This window comes from Bacillus sp. SIMBA_008 (assembly GCF_046535495.1).
In the GTDB taxonomy this organism is placed as follows: Bacteria; Bacillota; Bacilli; order Bacillales; family Bacillaceae; genus Bacillus; species Bacillus subtilis.
In genome coordinates this window covers 212,346-233,268 of record NZ_JAWRWL010000007.1, presented here as the reverse complement: position 1 = coordinate 233,268, position 20,923 = coordinate 212,346, and the positions used below count along the sequence as shown (strand labels likewise).

At 35.3% G+C, this 20,923-nt stretch carries 35 protein-coding genes and 4 pseudogenes; 36 read left to right on the top strand and 3 right to left on the bottom strand.

All coding sequences use genetic code 11. The annotated features are described in order from the left end of the window. Positions 1 to 5 precede the first annotated feature (5 nt). From SB658_RS20685 to SB658_RS20580, 22 genes and pseudogenes are all read left to right on the top strand, one after another. Entirely contained in the window at positions 6 to 524 is a 519-nt protein-coding gene (locus SB658_RS20685; RefSeq protein WP_032721774.1) for a 5' nucleotidase, NT5C type, read from the top strand. A 74-nt stretch (positions 525 to 598) separates the two neighbouring features. Then, a complete protein-coding gene (locus tag SB658_RS20680; protein ID WP_041352125.1) occupies positions 599 to 1,324 on the top strand; it encodes a DNA-methyltransferase in 726 nt (241 codons plus the stop codon). Between the two features lie 52 nt (positions 1,325 to 1,376). Further along, positions 1,377 to 2,834 carry a DNA (cytosine-5-)-methyltransferase gene (dcm, locus tag SB658_RS20675; RefSeq protein ID WP_244251292.1) on the top strand — a complete coding sequence of 486 codons (1,458 nt, stop codon included), beginning with the start codon at positions 1,377 to 1,379 and terminating at the stop codon, positions 2,832 to 2,834. 43 nt (positions 2,835 to 2,877) lie between these two features. Then, on the top strand, positions 2,878 to 3,096 hold the full coding sequence (locus tag SB658_RS20670) for a hypothetical protein (protein ID WP_003231092.1): 219 nt from the start codon (positions 2,878 to 2,880) through the stop codon (positions 3,094 to 3,096). 2 nt (positions 3,097 to 3,098) lie between these two features. Then, positions 3,099 to 3,464 carry a hypothetical protein gene (locus tag SB658_RS20665; RefSeq protein ID WP_144500591.1) on the top strand — a complete coding sequence of 122 codons (366 nt, stop codon included), beginning with the start codon at positions 3,099 to 3,101 and terminating at the stop codon, positions 3,462 to 3,464. 39 nt (positions 3,465 to 3,503) lie between these two features. Then, the gene (locus SB658_RS20660) at positions 3,504 to 3,731 is read left to right on the top strand and encodes a hypothetical protein (RefSeq protein ID WP_019712331.1); all 228 of its coding nucleotides are present in this window, start codon (positions 3,504 to 3,506) and stop codon (positions 3,729 to 3,731) included. 399 nt (positions 3,732 to 4,130) lie between these two features. Further along, complete coding sequence (locus SB658_RS20655; RefSeq protein WP_144500592.1) at positions 4,131 to 4,889, top strand: hypothetical protein; 759 nt, start codon at positions 4,131 to 4,133, stop codon at positions 4,887 to 4,889. Between the two features lie 289 nt (positions 4,890 to 5,178). Continuing rightward, a complete protein-coding gene (locus tag SB658_RS20650; RefSeq protein ID WP_144500593.1) occupies positions 5,179 to 5,391 on the top strand; it encodes a hypothetical protein in 213 nt (70 codons plus the stop codon). A gap of 46 nt (positions 5,392 to 5,437) precedes the next feature. Next, on the top strand, positions 5,438 to 5,635 hold the full coding sequence (locus tag SB658_RS20645) for a hypothetical protein (RefSeq protein WP_327845590.1): 198 nt from the start codon (positions 5,438 to 5,440) through the stop codon (positions 5,633 to 5,635). A 72-nt stretch (positions 5,636 to 5,707) separates the two neighbouring features. Continuing rightward, the gene (locus tag SB658_RS20640) at positions 5,708 to 6,046 is read left to right on the top strand and encodes a hypothetical protein (RefSeq protein WP_021493493.1); all 339 of its coding nucleotides are present in this window, start codon (positions 5,708 to 5,710) and stop codon (positions 6,044 to 6,046) included. 69 nt (positions 6,047 to 6,115) lie between these two features. Next, the gene (locus SB658_RS20635; protein WP_327845589.1) at positions 6,116 to 6,511 is read left to right on the top strand and encodes a hypothetical protein; all 396 of its coding nucleotides are present in this window, start codon (positions 6,116 to 6,118) and stop codon (positions 6,509 to 6,511) included. 14 nt (positions 6,512 to 6,525) lie between these two features. Beyond that, the gene (locus tag SB658_RS20630; protein WP_108490818.1) at positions 6,526 to 6,873 is read left to right on the top strand and encodes a hypothetical protein; all 348 of its coding nucleotides are present in this window, start codon (positions 6,526 to 6,528) and stop codon (positions 6,871 to 6,873) included. 13 nt (positions 6,874 to 6,886) lie between these two features. Next, a complete protein-coding gene (locus SB658_RS20625; protein WP_108490819.1) occupies positions 6,887 to 6,991 on the top strand; it encodes a hypothetical protein in 105 nt (34 codons plus the stop codon). 386 nt (positions 6,992 to 7,377) lie between these two features. Continuing rightward, positions 7,378 to 7,845: a hypothetical protein gene (locus SB658_RS20620; RefSeq protein ID WP_113712904.1), complete on the top strand. Its 468-nt coding sequence runs from the start codon at positions 7,378 to 7,380 to the stop codon at positions 7,843 to 7,845. 31 nt (positions 7,846 to 7,876) lie between these two features. Further along, the gene (locus SB658_RS20615) at positions 7,877 to 8,011 is read left to right on the top strand and encodes a hypothetical protein (protein WP_004399476.1); all 135 of its coding nucleotides are present in this window, start codon (positions 7,877 to 7,879) and stop codon (positions 8,009 to 8,011) included. Positions 8,012 to 8,031: 20 nt separating this feature from the next. Beyond that, positions 8,032 to 8,226 carry a hypothetical protein gene (locus tag SB658_RS20610; RefSeq protein WP_004399360.1) on the top strand — a complete coding sequence of 65 codons (195 nt, stop codon included), beginning with the start codon at positions 8,032 to 8,034 and terminating at the stop codon, positions 8,224 to 8,226. A 44-nt stretch (positions 8,227 to 8,270) separates the two neighbouring features. After that, a complete protein-coding gene (locus SB658_RS20605; RefSeq protein ID WP_009967463.1) occupies positions 8,271 to 8,471 on the top strand; it encodes a hypothetical protein in 201 nt (66 codons plus the stop codon). Between the two features lie 91 nt (positions 8,472 to 8,562). Next, positions 8,563 to 8,910 (top strand): hypothetical protein, encoded by a 348-nt coding sequence (locus SB658_RS20600; protein WP_032721808.1) that lies wholly within the window; start codon positions 8,563 to 8,565, stop codon positions 8,908 to 8,910. Beyond that, positions 8,910 to 9,302, top strand: a complete 393-nt coding sequence (gene nrdI / locus SB658_RS20595; protein ID WP_289400332.1) for a class Ib ribonucleoside-diphosphate reductase assembly flavoprotein NrdI — start codon at positions 8,910 to 8,912, stop codon at positions 9,300 to 9,302. The genes SB658_RS20600 and nrdI overlap by 1 nt, the downstream gene beginning before the upstream one ends. Further along, positions 9,268 to 10,053, top strand: a pseudogene (locus SB658_RS20590) (ribonucleotide reductase N-terminal alpha domain-containing protein); the annotation flags it as partial. The gene nrdI and the pseudogene SB658_RS20590, both read left to right, overlap by 35 nt. A 152-nt stretch (positions 10,054 to 10,205) precedes the next feature. Then, the gene (locus tag SB658_RS20585; RefSeq protein ID WP_153912232.1) at positions 10,206 to 10,937 is read left to right on the top strand and encodes an NUMOD3 domain-containing DNA-binding protein; all 732 of its coding nucleotides are present in this window, start codon (positions 10,206 to 10,208) and stop codon (positions 10,935 to 10,937) included. 64 nt (positions 10,938 to 11,001) lie between these two features. After that, positions 11,002 to 12,315, top strand: a pseudogene (locus tag SB658_RS20580) (ribonucleoside-diphosphate reductase subunit alpha); the annotation flags it as partial. A 56-nt stretch (positions 12,316 to 12,371) separates the two neighbouring features. Here the strand turns inward: SB658_RS20580 and SB658_RS20575 are convergent. Then, the gene (locus SB658_RS20575) at positions 12,372 to 12,803 is read right to left on the bottom strand and encodes a hypothetical protein (RefSeq protein ID WP_019712228.1); all 432 of its coding nucleotides are present in this window, start codon (positions 12,801 to 12,803) and stop codon (positions 12,372 to 12,374) included. Between the two features lie 117 nt (positions 12,804 to 12,920). Here SB658_RS20575 and SB658_RS20570 point away from each other — a divergent pair. The 5 genes and pseudogenes from SB658_RS20570 to dutA form a co-directional block, all read left to right on the top strand. Further along, positions 12,921 to 13,520, top strand: a pseudogene (locus SB658_RS20570) (ribonucleotide-diphosphate reductase subunit beta); the annotation flags it as partial. Between the two features lie 107 nt (positions 13,521 to 13,627). Further along, positions 13,628 to 14,149 (top strand): HNH endonuclease signature motif containing protein, encoded by a 522-nt coding sequence (locus SB658_RS20565; protein ID WP_041052703.1) that lies wholly within the window; start codon positions 13,628 to 13,630, stop codon positions 14,147 to 14,149. 176 nt (positions 14,150 to 14,325) lie between these two features. Further along, a pseudogene (locus SB658_RS20560) lies at positions 14,326 to 14,733 on the top strand (ribonucleotide-diphosphate reductase subunit beta); the annotation flags it as partial. Beyond that, positions 14,730 to 14,972, top strand: a complete 243-nt coding sequence (locus SB658_RS20555; RefSeq protein WP_327820786.1) for a thioredoxin family protein — start codon at positions 14,730 to 14,732, stop codon at positions 14,970 to 14,972. The pseudogene SB658_RS20560 and the gene SB658_RS20555, both read left to right, overlap by 4 nt. Positions 14,973 to 15,232: 260 nt before the next feature. Further along, the gene (gene dutA, locus SB658_RS20550) at positions 15,233 to 15,661 is read left to right on the top strand and encodes a dUTP diphosphatase DutA (RefSeq protein WP_144500600.1); all 429 of its coding nucleotides are present in this window, start codon (positions 15,233 to 15,235) and stop codon (positions 15,659 to 15,661) included. A gap of 93 nt (positions 15,662 to 15,754) precedes the next feature. On the opposite strand, the gene SB658_RS20545 is transcribed toward dutA, so the two are convergent. After that, positions 15,755 to 16,339 (bottom strand): VanZ family protein, encoded by a 585-nt coding sequence (locus SB658_RS20545; RefSeq protein WP_282213127.1) that lies wholly within the window; start codon positions 16,337 to 16,339, stop codon positions 15,755 to 15,757. A gap of 173 nt (positions 16,340 to 16,512) precedes the next feature. Here SB658_RS20545 and SB658_RS20540 point away from each other — a divergent pair, with 173 nt between their 5' ends. From SB658_RS20540 to SB658_RS20500, 9 genes are all read left to right on the top strand, one after another. Then, complete coding sequence (locus tag SB658_RS20540) at positions 16,513 to 16,680, top strand: hypothetical protein (RefSeq protein ID WP_116316022.1); 168 nt, start codon at positions 16,513 to 16,515, stop codon at positions 16,678 to 16,680. Positions 16,681 to 16,684: 4 nt separating this feature from the next. Further along, a complete protein-coding gene (locus tag SB658_RS20535) occupies positions 16,685 to 16,990 on the top strand; it encodes a hypothetical protein (RefSeq protein ID WP_144500602.1) in 306 nt (101 codons plus the stop codon). Continuing rightward, positions 16,974 to 17,189 (top strand): hypothetical protein, encoded by a 216-nt coding sequence (locus SB658_RS20530; RefSeq protein ID WP_144500603.1) that lies wholly within the window; start codon positions 16,974 to 16,976, stop codon positions 17,187 to 17,189. Before SB658_RS20535 ends, SB658_RS20530 begins: the two co-directional genes overlap by 17 nt. A gap of 114 nt (positions 17,190 to 17,303) precedes the next feature. Then, positions 17,304 to 17,648 (top strand): hypothetical protein, encoded by a 345-nt coding sequence (locus SB658_RS20525; RefSeq protein ID WP_153912230.1) that lies wholly within the window; start codon positions 17,304 to 17,306, stop codon positions 17,646 to 17,648. 56 nt (positions 17,649 to 17,704) lie between these two features. Next, positions 17,705 to 18,544: a thymidylate synthase gene (locus tag SB658_RS20520; RefSeq protein ID WP_213386187.1), complete on the top strand. Its 840-nt coding sequence runs from the start codon at positions 17,705 to 17,707 to the stop codon at positions 18,542 to 18,544. After that, positions 18,544 to 19,065: a dihydrofolate reductase gene (locus SB658_RS20515; RefSeq protein WP_017697111.1), complete on the top strand. Its 522-nt coding sequence runs from the start codon at positions 18,544 to 18,546 to the stop codon at positions 19,063 to 19,065. Before SB658_RS20520 ends, SB658_RS20515 begins: the two co-directional genes overlap by 1 nt. 124 nt (positions 19,066 to 19,189) lie before the next feature. After that, positions 19,190 to 19,540: a hypothetical protein gene (locus SB658_RS20510; protein WP_068947575.1), complete on the top strand. Its 351-nt coding sequence runs from the start codon at positions 19,190 to 19,192 to the stop codon at positions 19,538 to 19,540. A 12-nt stretch (positions 19,541 to 19,552) separates the two neighbouring features. Then, entirely contained in the window at positions 19,553 to 20,293 is a 741-nt protein-coding gene (locus SB658_RS20505) for a hypothetical protein (protein ID WP_181456320.1), read from the top strand. After that, on the top strand, positions 20,290 to 20,469 hold the full coding sequence (locus SB658_RS20500; protein WP_068947577.1) for a hypothetical protein: 180 nt from the start codon (positions 20,290 to 20,292) through the stop codon (positions 20,467 to 20,469). Before SB658_RS20505 ends, SB658_RS20500 begins: the two co-directional genes overlap by 4 nt. Positions 20,470 to 20,674: 205 nt before the next feature. Here the strand turns inward: SB658_RS20500 and sspC are convergent, their stop codons facing one another. After that, entirely contained in the window at positions 20,675 to 20,893 is a 219-nt protein-coding gene (gene sspC, locus SB658_RS20495; RefSeq protein ID WP_041336474.1) for an acid-soluble spore protein SspC, read from the bottom strand. Positions 20,894 to 20,923 lie beyond the last annotated feature (30 nt).

Below are 20,923 nucleotides of genomic sequence, written 5' to 3'. Positions count from 1 at the left end.
AATTTATGAAAAAAGTAATTGCAATTGACATGGATCAGGTCTTAGCTGATTTACTAAGTGATTGGGTAGCTAACATTAACACACACGATGATCCTTTTCTCAAAGAGGAGGACATCCTGTGCTGGGATATAAAAAAATATACAAATACCAACAATAATGTTTATAGACATTTAGATTACAATTTGTTCAGAAATCTTGATGTTATAGAAGGCAGCCAAAGAGTAGTAAAAGAGCTGATGAAGAAATATGAAGTATATGTTGTGACTACTGCAACAAACCATCCAGAGTCCCTTAAAGCAAAGCTTGAATGGCTTACTGAGCATTTTTCATTTATCCCACATAGCAATGTAGTGCTTTGTGGCAATAAAAGCATAATTAAAGCAGACATCATGATAGATGACGGAATACATAACTTAGAATCATTTGAAGGAATGAAGATTCTTTTTGATGCTCCCCATAACAGGAATGACAACAGATTTATTCGTGTTATGAACTGGGAAGAGATTGAACGAAAATTACTTTAAAATATCTCTTTTAAAGAGAAAGAAAAGAATGTCAAAAAAGGAGAGATTAAGTGCAAATTACAGAACAAACAACCATGCTTAAGAAAAAGAGAATTTATCAAATGGACTGCTTGGAAGGAATGCCGCTTATTCCAGACAAATCAATTGATATGATTCTATGCGATCTACCATATGGAACAACACGTAATAAATGGGATTCAATTATCCCTTTCGACAAACTGTGGGAGCAATACAAAAGAATCATCAAAGACAATGGTGCAATCGTTTTAACAGCTGCGCAACCTTTTACGAGTGCACTAATAATGAGCAATGTGAAAGATTTTAAATATGAATGGATTTGGAAAAAGTCTAATGGTACTGGGCACTTAAATGCTAAAAGAATGCCCATGAAAGATCATGAAAGTATACTAGTGTTTTACAAGAAACAGCCTACTTATAATCCGCAAGGAATTGTTCCCTACAATAGAGTAACAAGAAGAGGGGGAAATGGCGGTAATTACAACAGTTCTAATACAAGCAATTTTCAGGAATACACTAATTACCCAAGAACAATACAACAATTTGCATACGATAAAAAGAAATACCACCCTACTCAAAAACCGGTAGCTTTATTTGAGTATTTAATTAAAACATATTCAAATGAAGGTGATACAGTTCTTGATAATTGTATGGGGTCTGGAACAACTGCAGTAGCTTGTGAAAACTTAAATAGAAAATGGATTGGATTTGAAACTGAAAGTAAGTACATAGAAATTGCGAATAACAGATTGAAAGAATTACATAGTATATCTAATTTCTAATTAAAAGATCAATTTTATTTAGAATAAAAATAAAATAAACGGAGGTTATTTATTGAATAAACTACGAGTAATGAGTCTTTTTAGTGGAATCGGTGCATTTGAAGCTGCACTAAGAAACATTGGGGTTGAATATGAACTAGTTGGCTTTAGTGAAATTGATAAATATGCTATTAAGTCATATTGCGCAATTCACAACGTTGATGAGCAATGTAACTACGGTGATGTAAGTAAAATCGATAAGAAGACACTGCCTGATTTTGATCTTTTAGTTGGAGGGTCTCCTTGTCAAAGCTTTAGTGTAGCCGGTCATCGGAAGGGATTTGAAGATACAAGGGGGACATTGTTTTTTCAATACATTGAGACTCTAAAGGAGAAGCAACCAAAGTTCTTTGTTTTTGAGAATGTCAAAGGGTTAATTAATCATGATAAAGGCAATACCCTAAATGTGATGTCAGAGGCTTTTAGCGAGGTCGGTTACAGAATTGATCTGGAATTACTTAATTCTAAATTCTTTAAAGTCCCTCAAAATCGTGAACGTATATACATAATTGGCATTAGAGAAGATTTAATTGAAAATGATGACTGGGTTATAGATAAAACAAGACAAGATGTTCTAATTAAAGGAAAAAAGAGATTAAAAGATTTAAATATAAAAAGGTTTAAATTTAATTGGCCCTTGCAAGGTATTGTCCAAAAGAGATTAAAAGAAATTCTTGAAGAGTATGTTGATGAGAAATACTACTTAAGTGAAGAAAAGACAAAGAGACTTGTTGAGCAACTTGGAGTTTCACAACAGAAAGAATATGAAACAAAAGAGCCGTTAATGGTCGGACACGTGGATATAAAAGGGCACGATGCAATCAAAAGAGTTTACTCACCTGAGGGAGTTAGTCCGACTTTAACAACTATGGGAGGCGGCCACAGAGAACCTAAAATTGCAATAGAACAATTTTCCTTTGGGGACGGAGTATCTTGTTGTTTAGATGCAAATTATACAAAAGGAACATCACCAGGAGAAGTTGGGAAGGGCAGAAGAACACACATTATTGAGAAAGAAATAATGACTAGAGAGTACTCAAGAAGAACAGGGATTGGGAAAGAACTTGAGGTATCTCATACACTTTCTGCTTCTGACTGGAGAGGGTTGAACAGAAATCAAAAACAAAATGCTGTAGTTGAGGTTCGACCAGTTTTAACTCCTGAAAGGCAAGAAAAGCGACAAAATGGAAGAAGATTTAAAGACGATGGGGAACCGGCATTTACGGTAAATACTATTGACAGGCACGGGGTAGCAATTGGAGAATATCCAAAATACAGAATTAGAAAATTAACACCGTTAGAGTGCTTTAGGCTACAAGCTTTCGATGATGAAGATTTTGAAAAAGCTTTTGCAGCGGGAATAAGTAACTCACAATTATATAAGCAAGCCGGTAATTCAATTACTGTAACTGTGCTTGAATCAATATTCAAGGAATTAATACATACATACGTTAATAAAGAATCTGAATAAAATTTGTCTTTTATACAAATTTAAAATTAGAGGAGTAGATCAATTGGATAGTTACCCAGAGTCCCTAAAAAAAGAGACAGAGGAGATTAAAGAGCGTGTTAGGAATGGAAATATCAAAGAAGACAGGATTAAAGAAATTGCAGAAACGACAGTTGAGTTTTTGAAATCAGAGGAGAAAAGACATAAATACTTTTCTGAAGTTGCTGCAGCTATGGCTGATAACTTAAGTGAGTTTTTCAAATCGTATCTAAAAGGAGAGTGAATATGCTAACTGATCAAGAAAAAATTGACTTGATAAACGCTCTTGAATTTGTAGTTATTGAACCACATACACAAAGCATTTACGTACATAACGATGAAAAGACCAATGGAGTATTAGCTAAGGTTTTGCACACTATTTCAGTAGATGAGTATATTGAGAGCTTTAAGAAAGGGAGTCTAATTGATATCTTTCCAGCAGCAATGCAAGAAGCCGGTGCGGAAGGATTTAAAGATGGCCAGTTTGTGATTATGCCAAAGAAATTTTATGTTGATCAATGTTATGCGATGAGTAAGGAAATCGAGCGGTTAACTAACCAAATGGATCTACACAATATTAAACCAAATACATATCGAGGCTTGATTCATTAAATTGTTTCAAGAAAAAACGAAAGGATAAAGGGATGTTTATTGAAAAAGTATTATGTAAGGTGTAAAGACAGCAAAGGTGAAAATGCGTCTCTAGTTATTGAGGCGCTATCACCTGAGCATGCAAAAGAACAAGCATACGAAGTAAATGAGGTAAGGGATATTTATAATGTAAGTCTGGGAGAAGGAAGATCAAGGAATTATCTTGAACGAAAATATTCTCCATACATAAAAAATGACAACGGCAAGGCTATAACTATCTTTTCATAAGGGAGGACGGCTCCATGCGAATATCTGATCCAATAAAAGAAACTCTCGTGCAAAATGTGGATCAACTTAGCAGTAAAATCGATGAGTTGTTCATATACCTTGAAAATGAGTTGCCTTCAACAACTGAAAGGCAATGGAAAACGATAGACAAAAAATTCGGTGAGGTTTTTACTAAATCTAACGAATTACAAAATTACATAAGTTGTTTATAGAGGTGAGCAATATCCCTTTGAGTTAATGATATCTGTGATACTTATTATTCAAAATCGCCTTTGTTTCTTAACAATTATTTATATGATTGGTAGCATTTATTAAAGAAAGAGGGTGATTTATGAGATTGTCTGTTTGATAAGTATTGATGCCAGATGAGATTTATATTTTTACAAAGGGGATATTTTAATGAACAAGTCTTTTTATCGAACGATCTTAGCATTAGTTGCCGTATTTGTATTGGCCTTTGCAACATTTCCTCAAAATAGTGATGCAAAGAGTACAATCCCAACAGATAATATCGATAAGGATAAAGTGAAATCAGAAGCAGAGTTTATTGCAGATCACACTATTGATGTGAGTAAAAAGACTAAGGAAAAACTTCTATCAAAGGCAGAAAAAGCAATTGAAGACGGAGACATTAAGTATCATAAATCAAACGAAAAGGTATTTGATAACGCATCAGTTAGAGCTATCAAATATGATGATGGTACAGTAACTTATTCAGTTTCTTATTTATACGTGGACACTGAAAAAGTAGACAGAGTTAGTTCATTTAATGTTTCGTTTAATAATGATATGAATATTGAAGAGTACTATGAAGTTGATATGAAGAAAATCAGCAGCACTCAAAACGAAATGACTTATTGGGTTAATGGCGTTAAAGATGAGGACAAGTCTGGCGTCTTTGAAACAGAAAAAACTTCAAAAGACAAAGGTAGCTCATCTAACATGATGAGTACTCAGAGTTGGACTGGATGCGTATCAGATTGTTTAGGTGATAAGAATATTAGCCAATGGGCAATTACTGGTTTAGCTATTTTATGTGGAGCTGCATGCACAGCTGGTGTTCCAGCAACAGCAGGAACTGCTTGTTATGCTTGTGTAAATACTGCAGGTATTATTGGTGTAAATGCATTCTTTGATTGTATGGAGAAGTGTAAATGATCAATATCTTAAGTAAAATACTATTTATTTTGTCTGGTTGTGCATTGTTGATCTTTGGGATAATTTTAAAGAATGGATCAATGGCTTTTGGTTTGTTTGCCTTATTCTTCATAGCGGCAATAATTGTTCGTGTATTTCATAAACGAGCTGAAGACCATTAGCAGCAGCCGTATTGTACTGTAGGGGAGGAAACTCTCCTACTCTTCTTGAAAAATAAATAAAAAAACAATAGACAAATACAAATAATATGTATATAATTAAAATAACTTAGAGTGAAGGGAGAGGGTTAATGAATCATATATGTGACATCTGTAAAGAGTACATAAACGGAAAAACAATTTGTCTTAGAATCAGCGATGATAAAACTTATGTAGACTTCAATTGTTGTGAAGGTTGTGCAAAGGGTTATTCCGAGAAAGTGAAGAAGGAATGCAGTAATTTAAGCGTTAAAAAGACATTAGAATATTTAAGGATAAACAACAAATACAAAATAAGCGGATAAAATATTCCTTTTATCGAGAGTTTGGAATGAAATGGAGGGATAATAAATGGCTAAATCAAGATTAAACGGTTATTGGGATAATCGGCTAGATGCAAATGAAACCGTCTATGTAGATAGAGTATATAAGAAAGGATATGTAACAGGGTTTAAGTATTTACAAGTTGGGGAGCGAGAAGTTACTTCACCGTTTAGGGCTACATATGAAGAGTTAGAGGGAAATTATAATCAACGGCAATATTCATAATTTCCCGGGCAAGCGCAGTATACGACAAATTAGAACAATCAGAGATCACTGTTTTAAGAAAGGGTGGAGTAAATGGCCAACACACAATCTTTAAAAGAGAAAAAAGAAAAGCTAGAGAAAGAGAAAAGGATTTTAGAAGAGAAACTGAAAGATGTTGAGTCTAATATTACTAAAATTAATAATATGCAAAAACCTTATGTAGCAAATGTCTCAGCATATAGTGGGCATTACTCAATGCAATTTGAAAAAGAGGAAAAAGCAAAGAAAAAGCTATATGAATATGCAAGTAAAAGATATTTCAAAAATGGGTTGAATTATGGTGTTTATCTTTATAAGTGGAATGAAGACGGGAGCAAAACACTCTTGGAATCAATTCCACTAGGACGTGAAAATTTTGAGCCTAGGCTGTAAGAGACTATTTAAAGCAATCAATTATAAATAAAATTCAATTTTTAAAGAGACATATAAGGAGGTGAATAAGTGGGACGCCATAAAGCATCGATTGAAGGATTGGTTATGAAAGAAAGTTATTATTCACACCGTGCCCCAGGTACAGAGAGGTGGATTATTCAGCCAGTATGTAAGGTAACTCATACTGAACCAATCTTCGAGGGCTATATAGATATTGAGCCTATAGAAATTGGAGGTAAAGTTTATATCCCTGGACTTAATGAATATGTCATAGTGACTGACAGGCAGCGAAACATACATAATGAGTGGACATATCAAACTGACAGAGTGGTTAAGACAATTATAGATGAAAAAAGCTTGAAGGAATGTGAAGAACACAATAATAAGAAAGCAAAAAACAATGATACTCAAAATCAAAGACAGATAAAAACTTCCTGGTGGAAGAGGCTAACTAAAAAAGACTAAAGGAGAGATATTTATTGAATAAGGATACAAAAGATATTTGGAGTGGATTCTTTATGGGGTCAGGTTCGTTAATTGTAGTTGGATTACTTATTTTTGTTGAAGCGTTGACTATGTCACTAATTGTTTATTACGGATTAAATCATGTGCTAAATCCTTTACTCATCGATACATACAACATTCAAAATGTCCATGTCACTTTACCTCATGCATTTGTAATCGGTGTTTTACTCAACGTATTTGTCAAAGGTGTAAAACGGTCAGATCAGGAAAAAGATGAGAACATTTTCAAGAAAGCTGGTAAGTCTTTGCTTCATTCAGCTTTCGCATTGATTGTTCTGTATGTTAGCTCATTGTTTATCTAAGGAGGCACTCAAGATGAGTAATGATAATGCTGCAAAGATTATTTTCAAAAAGAAATCAACTGGTGAAATAGTCGGCGAAATGAAAGTTACAACTTTACCTGCTGACACCATTTTGTAAAACGACAATAAGGCTAAATAAAAGTTCTATTTGAATGAAAGGTTGGTGGAGGAAATAACATATTATTTGAAAATGAATGGATTTGAAGGGATTGTTAAATTCCTTTATGAGTTTACAAGTTGGAGCTATCTTTCTGGAAAGAAAGTTCTTGAAACTAAGCGATATTGCTTTCAAGACAGAAAGGACAACGTGGAAATATTTGATTTATTTCTTTCGCTAAAAGATGAACAAATTGACATTGTAATGAACAAGGAAATAAAGACTATGAAAGTTTTGTACTTAAATAACTCTTTAATGTTAGATGAAGTATTAAGTTAAAAGGATGATTTTAAAGAGATTAGTGGATTCTAAATCTAAAAAATAAATATTAAAAGGAGCATTGTGCTATGGGAATTAAAGCAGCAGTTTTTGAAATAAAAGCAACTTGTTACGCCCATGAAGGATTTAATGACGAAAGTCCATCTGTTCAAGGAGCAGCGTTAGAACAACTAGGCAAGGATATGGTAGATCATTTGCTCGAAAACGGAGTTGATGATGTGAAAATTAAAGGCGATTACGTTGAGGAATTGGAAGTCGAAAAACCCATTATGAAGTATTTTGAAGTGTTTGACCCCTATTATGCATTGATTAAGGCTTATACAAAAGAAAAGGCAATGGAACTGTACACAGATACTGTTACAGATGATGATGGAGAGTTAAGTGATGAAATGACAGAAGTTGGGCAAGTTTATGCGGCAATACAACATGGAAGGGCGCCAGGAGAAGATAAAGAGCTCATGCCGTTTAAACAGGTTCTTGAGGAGATTTCTAATGACGAAGAGATGGTATTGCTTATTGATGGCAGTTTACTTTAAAGAATAAAAATAAATTAAGAGGATGATGAAGATGAAAATGAAATATGGTCTTTATTGTATGGGATCACTTGTTAATACTTATGATGATGCAATTGAGGCTCATAATGATGCTGTATATGCTCAAGAAGAAAGCGGAGTACCGCATGAAGTAAGAGAAATTCAATAAAAATAAGAGGAGGATATTATATGATTCAAGGGTTTTATAAAGATCAGAAACTTCATCTTCTAGAAGATCCTATGCAGCAGTACACCGTCATGAAAGTTGAAGAAAATGCAGTATGTGTTTACCGGTGGATCGATGATTATAGACACAAGATTGAAAGATTCACAGATGTTGAAGAGGCTAAAAAACTCCTTGGAGAAGGGTGGCCGAAACAATAGAAGACACAATGACATTTATACAGAAACAATTGGAGGACGAATAGATGTCGCAAAGTAACTATAGGCCGTCAGTTCCTAGATGGGTTGGCGATATACTAGAGCTAGACAAGAAAAGAAGACAAAATCAGTACAGAGGCTCACTAACGTCAGGTCAAGAGAAGAAGGACTGGGACGAGTGGAAGCGTAGATATTCAAGAAAATTAAAGTACGCAAGATTAAATGGATGGACGATCGAAGAAGAGTGACAATTCCTAAGAAGGACGAATAGGTACTGCTTAAATCTAGATAAAATCACAGCTTTATTCAAAATAAAAACAAATAATAAGGAGATGTAAAATGGGGGCAGCTAGACAGTTATACGTAAAGCGTAATGATCTGGTGACTATGGAAGAAGCAAAAGAAAATAAGAAGATACATATGCAAAATGGTGAGTCATTTACAGTATTTAAGGGAGAACTTATTGCAACTGACTTAGAAGGACACCAAATGGTTATTCCTCAAAGCCAAAAGGATAACTATATCCCTGTTGAATTAGAGGAGTTGTCTCCATATGAGGCTCAAATGGCCAAAGGTTATGCTGAAATGGGAGCTATTAATAGTGAAATAGCTGAAGCATATTACCATGTTGAAAATGAAGCTGAATCTGCAACTACAAGATTAATTACAGGAGCATATAACGATTAGTGATCATTACATATGAGAGTAAAACAGGCAATGTAAAAAGGTTTGTAAAAGCGCTGCAACACAAATCAGATATTAAGGCAATTGATATAACAGATGATACCATCATCAATCAAGAGTTCATACATATTACATACACGATTGGCTTTGGGGAAGTACCTGAAAGGACATTGAATTTTATTAATAAGAATAAAAATAAAATAAGAGGAGTTGCTGTTAGTGGAAACAAGGTTTGGGGTGATAACTATGGTTTAGCTGGAGACAAGCTCTCAGCTAAGTTCCACACACCATTGTTATTAAAGTTTGAACTTAGTGGAACGAAACAAGACTTACAGAAGCTCATTCAGGAGGTACAACTTATTGACAAACACAATACCAAAGTGGATCAAGCTTAATAATGAGATCATGATTCAGAAAGATGGGAAGTATCAATTCGAAAAGGATAAGGAGGCCGTACATAGTTACTTTGTTGATTACATAAATCAAAACACAGTCTTTTTCCATGATCTAAAAGAGAAACTTGATTATTTGATTAAAAATGATTATTACGAAGAAGAATTCTTAAGCAAATATACATTTGAACAGATTAAATCAATTTATAAGATTGCTTACAGTTACAAATTTAGATTCCCATCTTTTATGAGCGCGTTTAAGTTCTACAATGACTACGCATTGAAGACAAACGATAAAACAAAGATCCTGGAAAGGTATGAGGATCGTGTCTCAATTGTGGCTTTATATTGCGCTGATGGCGATTATGAGAAAGCTGTTGAGGAAGTACATACTATGATGAAACAAGAGTATCAGCCGGCAACACCTACTTTCCTTAATGCTGGACGTAAGCGAAGAGGTGAAATGGTGAGCTGCTTCTTACTTGAAGTAGGCGACAGTTTGAATGATATTTCACGTGCTATTGATATCTCCATGCAGCTTTCTAAGCTAGGTGGAGGAGTAGCATTAAATCTAAACAAACTAAGAGCCAAAGGTGAAGCGATTAAAGACGTAGAGAATGCGACTAAAGGTGTCGTAGGTGTTATGAAGCTATTGGATAATGCTTTTAGATATGCAGATCAGATGGGACAAAGGCAAGGAAGTGGAGCTGCTTATCTCAGTGTTTTTCACCCAGATATTATTGATTTTCTCGATTAATTGGTAGTCGCCTGTTATAGCAATATGGCAGTGAAAACTTTGTGAACGCAAGCAAAAGCGGTGTCCTGGATCAGGGCTAACGGGGGAACCTCAGCACACAAGGGTGGTGGCAATCCCGTGCCAAGCCGAGCACGAAAGGAGGTGAAACATTGAAGGCTGTATACAAAATAAGAAATATTAAAAACGGCAAGTTCTACATAGGAAGTAGCGCAAATTTTAGAAAAAGGAAGACAGCGCATTTAAGATTGCTAAAGTCTGGTTCACACCACAATAAGCCATTACAAGAAGACTTTAATACATATGGAGAGAATAATTTTCTGTTTGAAGTTTTATATCACTCTGATAACATAAATCGCTTTGACCTATATAAAAAGGAACAAGAATTCTTATCTAATTTTGACAAAGAACAATTGTACAATCTTTATGACAATGCATATGGAATGTCCTACAGGGGAGAAAAAAATCCAATGTTTGGGAAGACTCATTCAGAGGATGTTAGACGTAACTCATCCAAAATTAATTCAGGGAAAAATAATTATTGGTACGATAAGCCTGAACATATGGAGAAAATGCGGAGCAAGATAACGAAGCGTTTTGATGGAAGGAAGCACACTGAGGAAACTAAGCGAAAAATGTCTTTATCTCGTAAGGGAAGAAAAAAGACAAAAGAAACTTGTCTTAAGCTTAGTCTTAACAACGGAAATAGGGTCGGGATTATTGTAGATGGAGTTTACTATCATTCTATGTCAGAAGCCGGTAGGCGACTAAATATTAGTAGAAACACAATAAATAGTCGTGTAAACAACCCAAAATTTAAAAATTATTTCAGGTGCTCGGAAGGTGTAGAGACTAATTGTAAGCCGGAGATTAGCGCCGGTTGAAGCGCAAAGCATCTTACTAAGATGAAGATATAGTCCAGCCCCCTTAGAAATAAGGGGATAGTTGACCAAAAAAATAAGTGCTGATGAAGATGTCCGAGTTAAAACACTATCCATTGGTGTAGTTGTTCCTGATAAGTTTATTGAACTTGCAAGGGAAGACAAGGATTATTACATGTTCTATCCGCATTCAGTATACAAGGAATATGGACAGTATCTTGATGAGTTAGACATTAATGAAATGTATGATGAGCTTGTTGAAAATCCAAGAGTTAGAAAATCAAAGGGAAATGCTCGAAAGCTGTTAGAGCAATTGGCCATTCTAAGAAGCGAATCTGGTTATCCATATATCATGTTTGCTGACAATGTAAATAAAGTGCATCCAAATGAACATATTTCAAAAGTGAAGTTTTCAAATTTGTGTTCTGAAGTCCTCCAATCATCACAAGTATCAGTGTATACGGATTACGATAAAGAGGATGAAATTGGTTTAGATATCTCCTGCAATCTTGGCTCAATGAACATTGTAAATGTAATGAGTAATCAATCAATTGCTTCAACAGTAAGAATAGCAATTGACTCATTGACAACTGTCACAAGGAAAACAAACATTGTAAATGCTCCAGCAGTTGCAAGAGCAAATACACTAATGAGATCAATTGGTCTAGGGCAGATGAACCTCCATGGATTTCTAGCTCAAAATAATATTGCTTATGAAAGTGAAGAAGCTAAGGATTTTGCAAATACATACTTTATGATGGTTAACTTCTACTCTCTGCAACGTTCAATGGAAATTGCACGAGAAACAGGGGAGACATACTACAAGTTTGATGGTTCGACTTACAAATCAGGTGAGTATTTCGAAAAGTACGTAACAAATGATTATAGCCCTCAGTTTGTAAAGGTTAAAATGCTATTTGGAGATCAACATATTCCTAATATTGAAGATTGGGTGAAGCTTAAAGAGGATGTAATGAAATATGGTCTTTATCATTCCTATAGACAAGCTATTGCGCCTACGGGAAGCATCTCATATGTTCAATCATCTACAGCAGGTGTAATGCCGATTATGGAGAGAATTGAGGAACGTACATACGGAAACAGTAAGACATATTATCCGATGCCAGGTTTATCGGCTCAGAATTGGTTCTTCTACAAAGAAGCATACGACATGGATATGTTTAAGGTAGTTGATCTTATTGCAACAATTCAGCAGCACGTTGACCAAGGAATTTCATTTACATTGTTCTTAAAGGATACGATGACAACAAGAGATTTGAACCGAATTGATCTCTATGCTCATCATCGAGGAATTAAGACTTTGTACTATGCGAGAACAAAAGATACAGGGCAGGAAGGGTGTCTGTCTTGTGTAGTTTAAATTAAATAGTAGAGGAGTCGGCACTCTGTAATGCTGCCTGACTCCTGGGTTCTAAATTAAAGTCCTCTTGCTTTTACAAATGCTTGGATATCTTCACCATCTTTATTTGTTACACGGACTTTATAAGTACCTTCTATATCTTTTACGTAAAAGGTTGTTTCTTTGAACTTTCCTGGTTTCACTGTAATACCGTCTGCTATTCTCTTGCCGTCAGGGTTCGTAATTCTGTACTCAAAAGGGTAGTCTCCATCATTTGCAATGTAAACTCTTATTTTGTCGTCTTCACTTCCAAAATAATCGAAATATAAGTTTCCTGCAGCTGTAAAATAACCAGTTTCACAAATTAAAGTGCCACGGTCACATCTAGGATCTTCTAAAGGATTTATGACTTTCACAGGATTTTGAATCGACTTCGCTGAAACAGCAGTACTACCAATAGTAGGTATTAGACCTAAAACTAAAGCACCAGCAATAAATTTCTTTTTCATTTTTTATTCCTCCCTTAATAGTGAATATGTTGCATTATAAAATTTACAACATTTATAAAATATTCCCTTCTTTTTACAGGTGATGAGGGAGGAAAAAATATTTAGGAGGTCACATTTTTGTCACAACTCAACAAAAACAAGCTGTATACTGCAGCAAACTGGTCAAAGCATGAAGACGATTTTACCCAAATGTTCTATAACCAAAACGTGAAACAGTTCTGGCTTCCGGAAGAGATTGCTTTAAACGGAGATCTTCTCACATGGAAGTACCTCGGAAAAAATGAGCAGGATACTTATATGAAGGTACTGGCCGGACTTACGCTTCTTGATACAGAGCAGGGGAATACGGGGATGCCGATCGTGGCTGAACACGTAGACGGCCACCAGCGGAAAGCGGTGCTGAACTTTATGGCGATGATGGAGAACGCTGTCCATGCGAAGTCGTACAGCAACATCTTTCTAACTTTGGCTCCAACCGAGAAGATCAATGAAGTCTTCGAATGGGTGAAAAACAATAGGTTTCTTCAAAAGAAGGCTAGAACAATTGTTTCAATTTATAAAGCAGTTGAGAAGAACGATGAAATTTCCTTATTCAGAGCAATGGTTGCATCTGTGTTTCTGGAGAGTTTTCTTTTTTACTCAGGATTTTATTACCCACTTTATTTTTATGGACAAGGAAAGTTAATGCAAAGTGGAGAGATCATTAACCTGATTATTTAATAGTCCCTTTTGTCGGCAACGGCAAATGTGAACCTCTCTAATTGCTGGAAAATCCTTATTAGGACAATCAGCAGCGAAGCTATGCGAACCCAAAGGAGGTGAAAATGATAAGGAAAGAAGTCGAAGAAGCACCTTGGTGGATAACGGAAACGGGAGTTATCATATCAAAAAAATTAAAGAAACCAAGAAAGACATTTATTACTCCACATGGCTATGAAATGATAGGATACACGCATCCGAAAAAAGGAACACAGAACTATTTAGTACATAGGTTAGTCGCAAAATATTTTATTCATGATATACCAAAAGGAATGTTTGTAAACCACATAGATGGAAATAAACTAAACAACCACGTTCGGAACTTAGAAATAGTTACACCTAAAGAAAATACTCTACATGCAATGAAAATTGGATTAATGTCAGGACAACCTGGAGAAAGTAATTCAATGTCAAAGCTCACTAATATGGAGGCAACAAATTTAATCTATGATTTGATTGCTGGAATGAACAATGTTGAAGCTGGTGAAAAATACAGCCTTCATCCTCGTTACGTTAGTCTAATTCGCCATAAAAGAAGATGGAAGACTTTATGGGATCGCATAGAACGTTCAACGACTATCGCATAGGCGGCGAAATTCCGCAAAACGAGTAGGGCGCAAGCTATTGGCGTGGGTGAGAACCCCTTAAATCGAAACGGGAGGCATCCTACAGGGATGATGATATAGTCTGCTCCTTACGGTAACGTAAGGCGGTTGCGACAGGGCAACGAACCGATAGTAGCGAACTCGGTTGAACTAAGGGTATTAGAGACGAAGCGATACATGGAACATACATCGGATTGCTAGCTCAAGAGATATATAAGAACCAAACACCACAGAAGCAAACGGAATTGTATGAATGGGCATTAAACTTACTGCAGGAGCTTTACGAAAATGAATTAGAGTATACAGAAGATGTCTATGATCAAGTTGGCTTAGCTCCAGATGTTAAGAAATTCATCAGATACAATGCTAATAAAGCTTTAAACAACCTGGGATTCGATCATCTGTTTGAGGAAGAAGATGTTAACCCAATTGTTATTAATGGATTGAGCACTAAGACCAAATCCCATGACTTCTTTTCAACTAAAGGGAATGGATACAAAAAAGCAACAGTGGAGCCTTTAAAGGATTCAGATTTCATTTTTACCGAGAAAGGATGTATTCAATGAGATTAATTAAATTAGAGCAGCCTAATTGCAATCCATGTAAAATGGTGTCCAATTACTTAGAACAAGTAAATATTCAATTTGAGACTGTTGACGTTACACAGGAACCAGAAGTAGCAGCAAGATTTGGTGTCATGGGAGTACCGGTAACCATTTTGCTGAATGATCAAGGAGAAGAAGTAAACCGAAGTGTTGGTTTTAAGCCTAATGAACTTGATGAGTTACTAAACGAATTACGATAAAAGGGTAATTTTATTGTAATTAAAAGGAGGGCTGACCATACTCGGTTGGAATTTTAACAGGCTTTTATGGTGGAAGTACATATTGTTGTTGATTTTTTTAATCACTATAATACCCTTATGGATAATTGATTGGATAACTTTCTGTAAGATTAAACGTGTAGACTGGATTATTCAACGGTATTCAGATTGGGCTGCTTATTTAATTTTTGGATAGCAAATGTTACACATAAAAAAACTAAAACTAAAGGAGTTAATATATAATGCAAATTAAAATCAAATATTTAGATGATACACAAACAAGAATCCGCAAAATTGAGCAAGGAGATTGGATTGATCTTCGGGCAGCTGAAGATGTAACAATCAAAAAAGATGAATTTAAGCTTGTCCCATTAGGTGTTGCAATGGAGCTGCCTGAAGGTTACGAAGCACATGTCGTCCCTCGTTCAAGTACATATAAGAACTTTGGCGTTATTCAAACAAATTCAATGGGTGTTATCGATGAGTCATATAAGGGAGACAACGATTTCTGGTTCTTTCCTGCTTATGCATTGCGTGATACTGAAATTAAAAAGGGAGATCGGGTTTGTCAATTTAGAATTATGAAGAAAATGCCGGCAGTTGAATTGGTAGAGGTTGAGCATTTAGGGAATGAAGATCGTGGCGGACACGGTTCAACGGGGACGAAGTAAGTAAAATTAAAAACCTTGGCTGTATTCATGCTGTGATCTGAACAATGGAGGTTTCAGCCAAGGTACATATTATCATATGAGAGAATGCATAAATTATTCAATATTTATTGATGACGAGTTATTTTTAATACTATAACTCAATTTTTCATAGAGCATTCTTAAAATGTAAAAGAACCAATACCCTATTAAAGTACCTATTGTGTTAAGGATTAAATCATCTACATCAAAACTTCTGTAAATCGATCCTATATACACTGAAAACGAAAGCTGTATTAGTTCAATAAATAGAGATATGAAAAATCCAGTTAGCAAAATCCTTTTTACGTTATTTAACTTCGCGAATAAAAAAGGAAACAACAAGCCAATTGGCAGTAATAATATTAGGTTTCCTCCAAGTGATCTAATTACATAATATTGCAGTCCTTCATGGTAAACGTCTACAAAAAAGTAAAACGGGATAAAGTTATTTCCTGATACAAAAGGGATATAAGTGTCATCCTTCGTATCCTTAATTAAATTAGCATCTATTGGCATAGGGAAAAGTGTAACACTTATCAAGTTGAAAAAGTAAACCAATAAACAGAGGATAACGATATGTTTATGTACTGGCAGCCGACCTTTTTTGTAAAGGAATCGTCTAATGAGTCTATAAAATATGAAGCAAAAATAAAGAACCATAAAGTATTGCAAGAAAAAAGCTGAGTCTAGCATAAATACACCACAATTTCCTTTTTGGTTCATTTTAACATATTTAGAGAAAAGGAGATGAAACAGATTTTTTTATCTAATATTTAAGGAGGAAAGAGATCATTAACAGCAAAGAAAGAGCTTTACAAGCAAAATATGACGACATGCTTTATAGGAATGGTCTTTGCTTTGGATTTCTTCAGTTGCAAGGACTTGAAGATGAATTTATTGAACATATGAGACAAGTTGCTGAGTACGAGAAAGACCTGAGATACAAGAAGGCAGCAGCTAACTTCATGAAGATGCATGACCAAAATAAACTGGGTGGGTGATTAATTGTTTAAGGATAAAAATAAAATAATAAAGAGTATTGAAAAGATCAATAAACTTGAAGAAGGGTTGGCACTATTTGAAGAAGGTGACGAAGAGTATTTAAGTGTATTAGTGAAAATTCAGGGGCTATATGATGAAATTGCAGATACTGCTTTAGAGTGTTTTAAAGAGATGACAACAAAAATCAGGAAAACTGGTCAGAAACGAATTGGAAAAGGGATCGATCAGTTGCCATATACAATTAAAGAAAACATTGCTGATCAAGTGAATGAATTAAAGGGGAGCTTTTTGGATGAAAGCAAATATTAATGGTATTGAATTTGAGGGTACGCCCGAAGAAATAAATGAATTGATTAATTTACATGGATATAAGAATATGCTGCAAGATGATTTATTAATGAGGAACTCTGACCAGCATAGCCGAGTGAATAGATCAAGACCGACTAATTTATTTAAAGTAGGGGGTTATGATTTCCATGACTCGCCTAAATGCTTAATTATCACTTGATTAGAGTAGTAATAAATCAAAAGACAAATATAAAATAAGGAGATGTTTATTATAACATATGTAACTTTATTTCTAGCAGCTTATCTAATTGCATTAAACATTAATGAGGTCAGATTGATTGTTCGAGGAGAAGGTAATGCGTATAGAAAAGTAAAGAATGTGGTCGATAATTCATCATTAGAAAATATGAAACGAAATAAGAATTTGATTTACCTGTTCACTTTGCTTAAGGGGATATCTTTCATTGTCCCTTTGGCTTATATCGGATTAATTATGCATGATAACATTCTAATGCTTGCTTGGACAGCAGTTTCACTTATTTATGTTGTCCTTAGTATGTTTAAAGTTTTAGATGTATTAGACGGTGAAAAAACTAAGCAAAATACATATATTTACTGGCTGTTTGTTTGTGGGAATTTCCTTTTTGTTGTATTTTATTTGGCAGGTGTATTCTTATAAAATATTTAATTAATGCTTTGTTTTTTCATATATAATTCAAAAAAGGACTGAGAAACATGACTCAATTCGATAAACAATACAATTCAATTATAAAGGATATTATCAATAATGGAATCTCAGACGAAGAGTTTGATGTAAGAACCAAGTGGGACTCAGATGGAACACCGGCACATACTCTAAGTGTAATGAGTAAGCAAATGAGATTCGACAACTCAGAGGTTCCGATTTTAACGACAAAAAAGGTTGCCTGGAAAACAGCCATTAAAGAGTTGCTCTGGATTTGGCAGCTGAAATCTAATGATGTTAATGATTTAAACAAGATGGGCGTACATATTTGGGATCAGTGGAAACAAGAAGACGGCACCATCGGACATGCATATGGATTTCAGCTGGGGAAGAAAAACAGGAATCTAAATGGAGAAAAAGTGGATCAGGTAGACTATCTTCTTCATCAATTGAAGAACAACCCGTCTTCACGCAGACATATTACAATGCTGTGGAATCCTGATGATTTAGACGCAATGTCCTTAACGCCATGTGTATACGAAACTCAATGGTATGTGAAGCAAGGTAAGCTCCACCTCGAGGTAAGAGCACGGAGCAATGACATGGCATTGGGAAATCCATTCAATGTATTCCAGTACAATGTGTTGCAGCGCATGATTGCTCAAGTGACTGGTTATGAGCTTGGTGAATATATCTTTAACATTGGGGATTGCCATGTGTACACACGTCATATAGACAATTTGAAAATTCAAATGGAAAGAGAACAGTTTGAAGCACCTGAACTATGGATCAATCCTGCAGTGAAAGATTTTTATCATTTTACAATCGATGATTTCAAGTTAATCAACTATAAGCATGGAGACAAGCTTTCATTTGAGGTAGCGGTTTAATGCTATCTCTTATTGCTTGCTGTGATAAAACTCTGGCCATTGGACATCAAAACAAATTACTGTATCATTTGCCTGCTGACATGAAACATTTCAAAGAAAAAACTGAGGGGAAAATATGTATTCAAGGAAGATCAACATACGAATCAATTATCGGTATGACAGGTAAGCCTCTACAGAATAGAAGGAATATTATACTTACTAGGGATCAGAACTTTAAGCCAGATTATTCATCCTTTGTGTATCATTCAATTGAGGAGGTCTTAAAGCTCATTCAAGGTCAAGTTAACACTGATGAGGAAGTGATGGTGATAGGGGGAAGTATGATTTACAAAGCATTCTTGCCCTACGCTGATAAAGTGTATTTGACAATTGTTGATTCAGAGTCAAATGAAGCAGATTCATATTTCCCAATGTTAGATGATCATTGGAAAGTGACTAATAAACAACATAATGAAGCCGATGAAAAGAACAAATACAATTATTCCTTCCTAACTTTTGAAAATAAATATAGACAAAAATAAAAAATATGTATAATATAATAACAAGAGGTTGATGAAATAACAGTTTTTTATTTAAAATACAAAAACAAAAAATATGCATTTTGATAAAACTAATATTTTATTCAAACTTTAAGGAGGTGATTTATTGGAGACGGGAAATAAAACACATGCATATGAAAAGATAGCAGCCTTGAAGAAAAAGAAATACAAATTTGAAACAATGCAACTTGAAACACAGAGGAAATTGTTAAGACTTGAAACACAGCAAAACAAAGAGAAACTAGAAATTCTATTCGAACTTGGTGAAATCCTAAACCAGATAGTAAATGAAGAATGGGTAAGCTCAACTATTGCGACTAAAATTATTAACAGGAATAGAAAAGCATATCGGGATCTATTTTTGTTTAGGGAAAATAAAGCATACATAAATAAGGAAAAATTCAAAGAGTTAAATGATCAATTTATTCATCTGACGCAAAAATTAAATGATATCTAAGGAGTTGGCGAATTGGAAAATAAATTGCTGATTAATAATGCGAATACGGTATTTGAAAAGAAGGACGATAAATATTTCGGTTATAAATCTCGTTTTGGAGATATCGTTATTGGCGGAGCATATTCTTATAGATTCGTAGTTCACTATGCAAAAACGAATCAAGACGTTGTTATTGTACCTGGCGATGTAAATACGGTAACGACTCCGGTTTGTACGACGCTAGAGGAACGTTTATGGAAGCCAGAGAAAAGCGTCCAAGCCCGCCGTGATGAAATCGTTGAGCAGGCGAAGGCGGATATCGAAGTTTTAAAATCGCCGGGAAGAATGGTGAACGGAAATACTTCGGATTACAAAGTCGATCTCTTTGGTGCGAATGCGGAGTTCATAGTAAATCGAGAAAAGCGGACAGTAGTCGCCTTATTAAAGGGAGCTTATAGCGGTACGGTCGTCTTAGCGCGGGGCATCGCCAAAGCCGCCCCTGACGACTGCTTCAACGTTCATATCGGTAAAGCAATCGCGCTAAGACGTGCGCTAAGCCTGGCGGTGCCGGACGAATACTTGAACGCGCCGCAGCCGACTGAGGTTCGGGTGGGCGATTTTATATCGGATGATAGCGGGGTTCACAAAGCACTAGTTATTGAAGACGACAGTTGGCCGCCTTTTTCCGGTGGTGCAGCAATATACTTGAAAGATGCGCGTAAATACGGCTATAAAATCATCGACGACTCACGCGAAGAGGCGGGCGGTGAGTGACGTATCATAGACGCCTGAAGACGACGGTGTTTAAAAAGTATAGCGGATATGATTGGACTTACGACGGAATGTTTGAAAAAACAAGAGTGAAAGGCAGTGATAAAAGAAAACGATCGAAACATGAGCGAACAATCCGAAAAGTTATGGATAAAAAAGAAATTAGTTATTACTTTTAAATTAATATAAAATCTGTATTTTAAAGAGAATGCAATTTATCGAGTGGCAATCAAAGGAGGTAATAAAATGGTACAGACATTATACAGTGCAAGTCGAGGAGCTTAATAATAGTAGCAACATAAAAAGGGGTGTAAACAATACCATTAGTTCTGTATGGTTTAGAAGAGAGACTTAAAAAGAGAGGGGAATTATTCCCCTCATAAATTAATGGAATTGACCGCCCATGTTTTGTTGAGCTAAGCGAACTAAACGTTTAGTGATTTCTCCACCAACTGAACCGTTTGCACGAGATGTAGTCTCAGCACCTAATTGGACACCAAACTCAGAAGCTATTTCAAGTTTCATTTGTTCAATAGCTGAAGCTGCTTGAGGAACTAATAACTCATTATTGTTGTTTGATCTTGATCTACTTTGTTGAGCCATCTTATTCATCTCCTAAAGTGTAATGAAAAC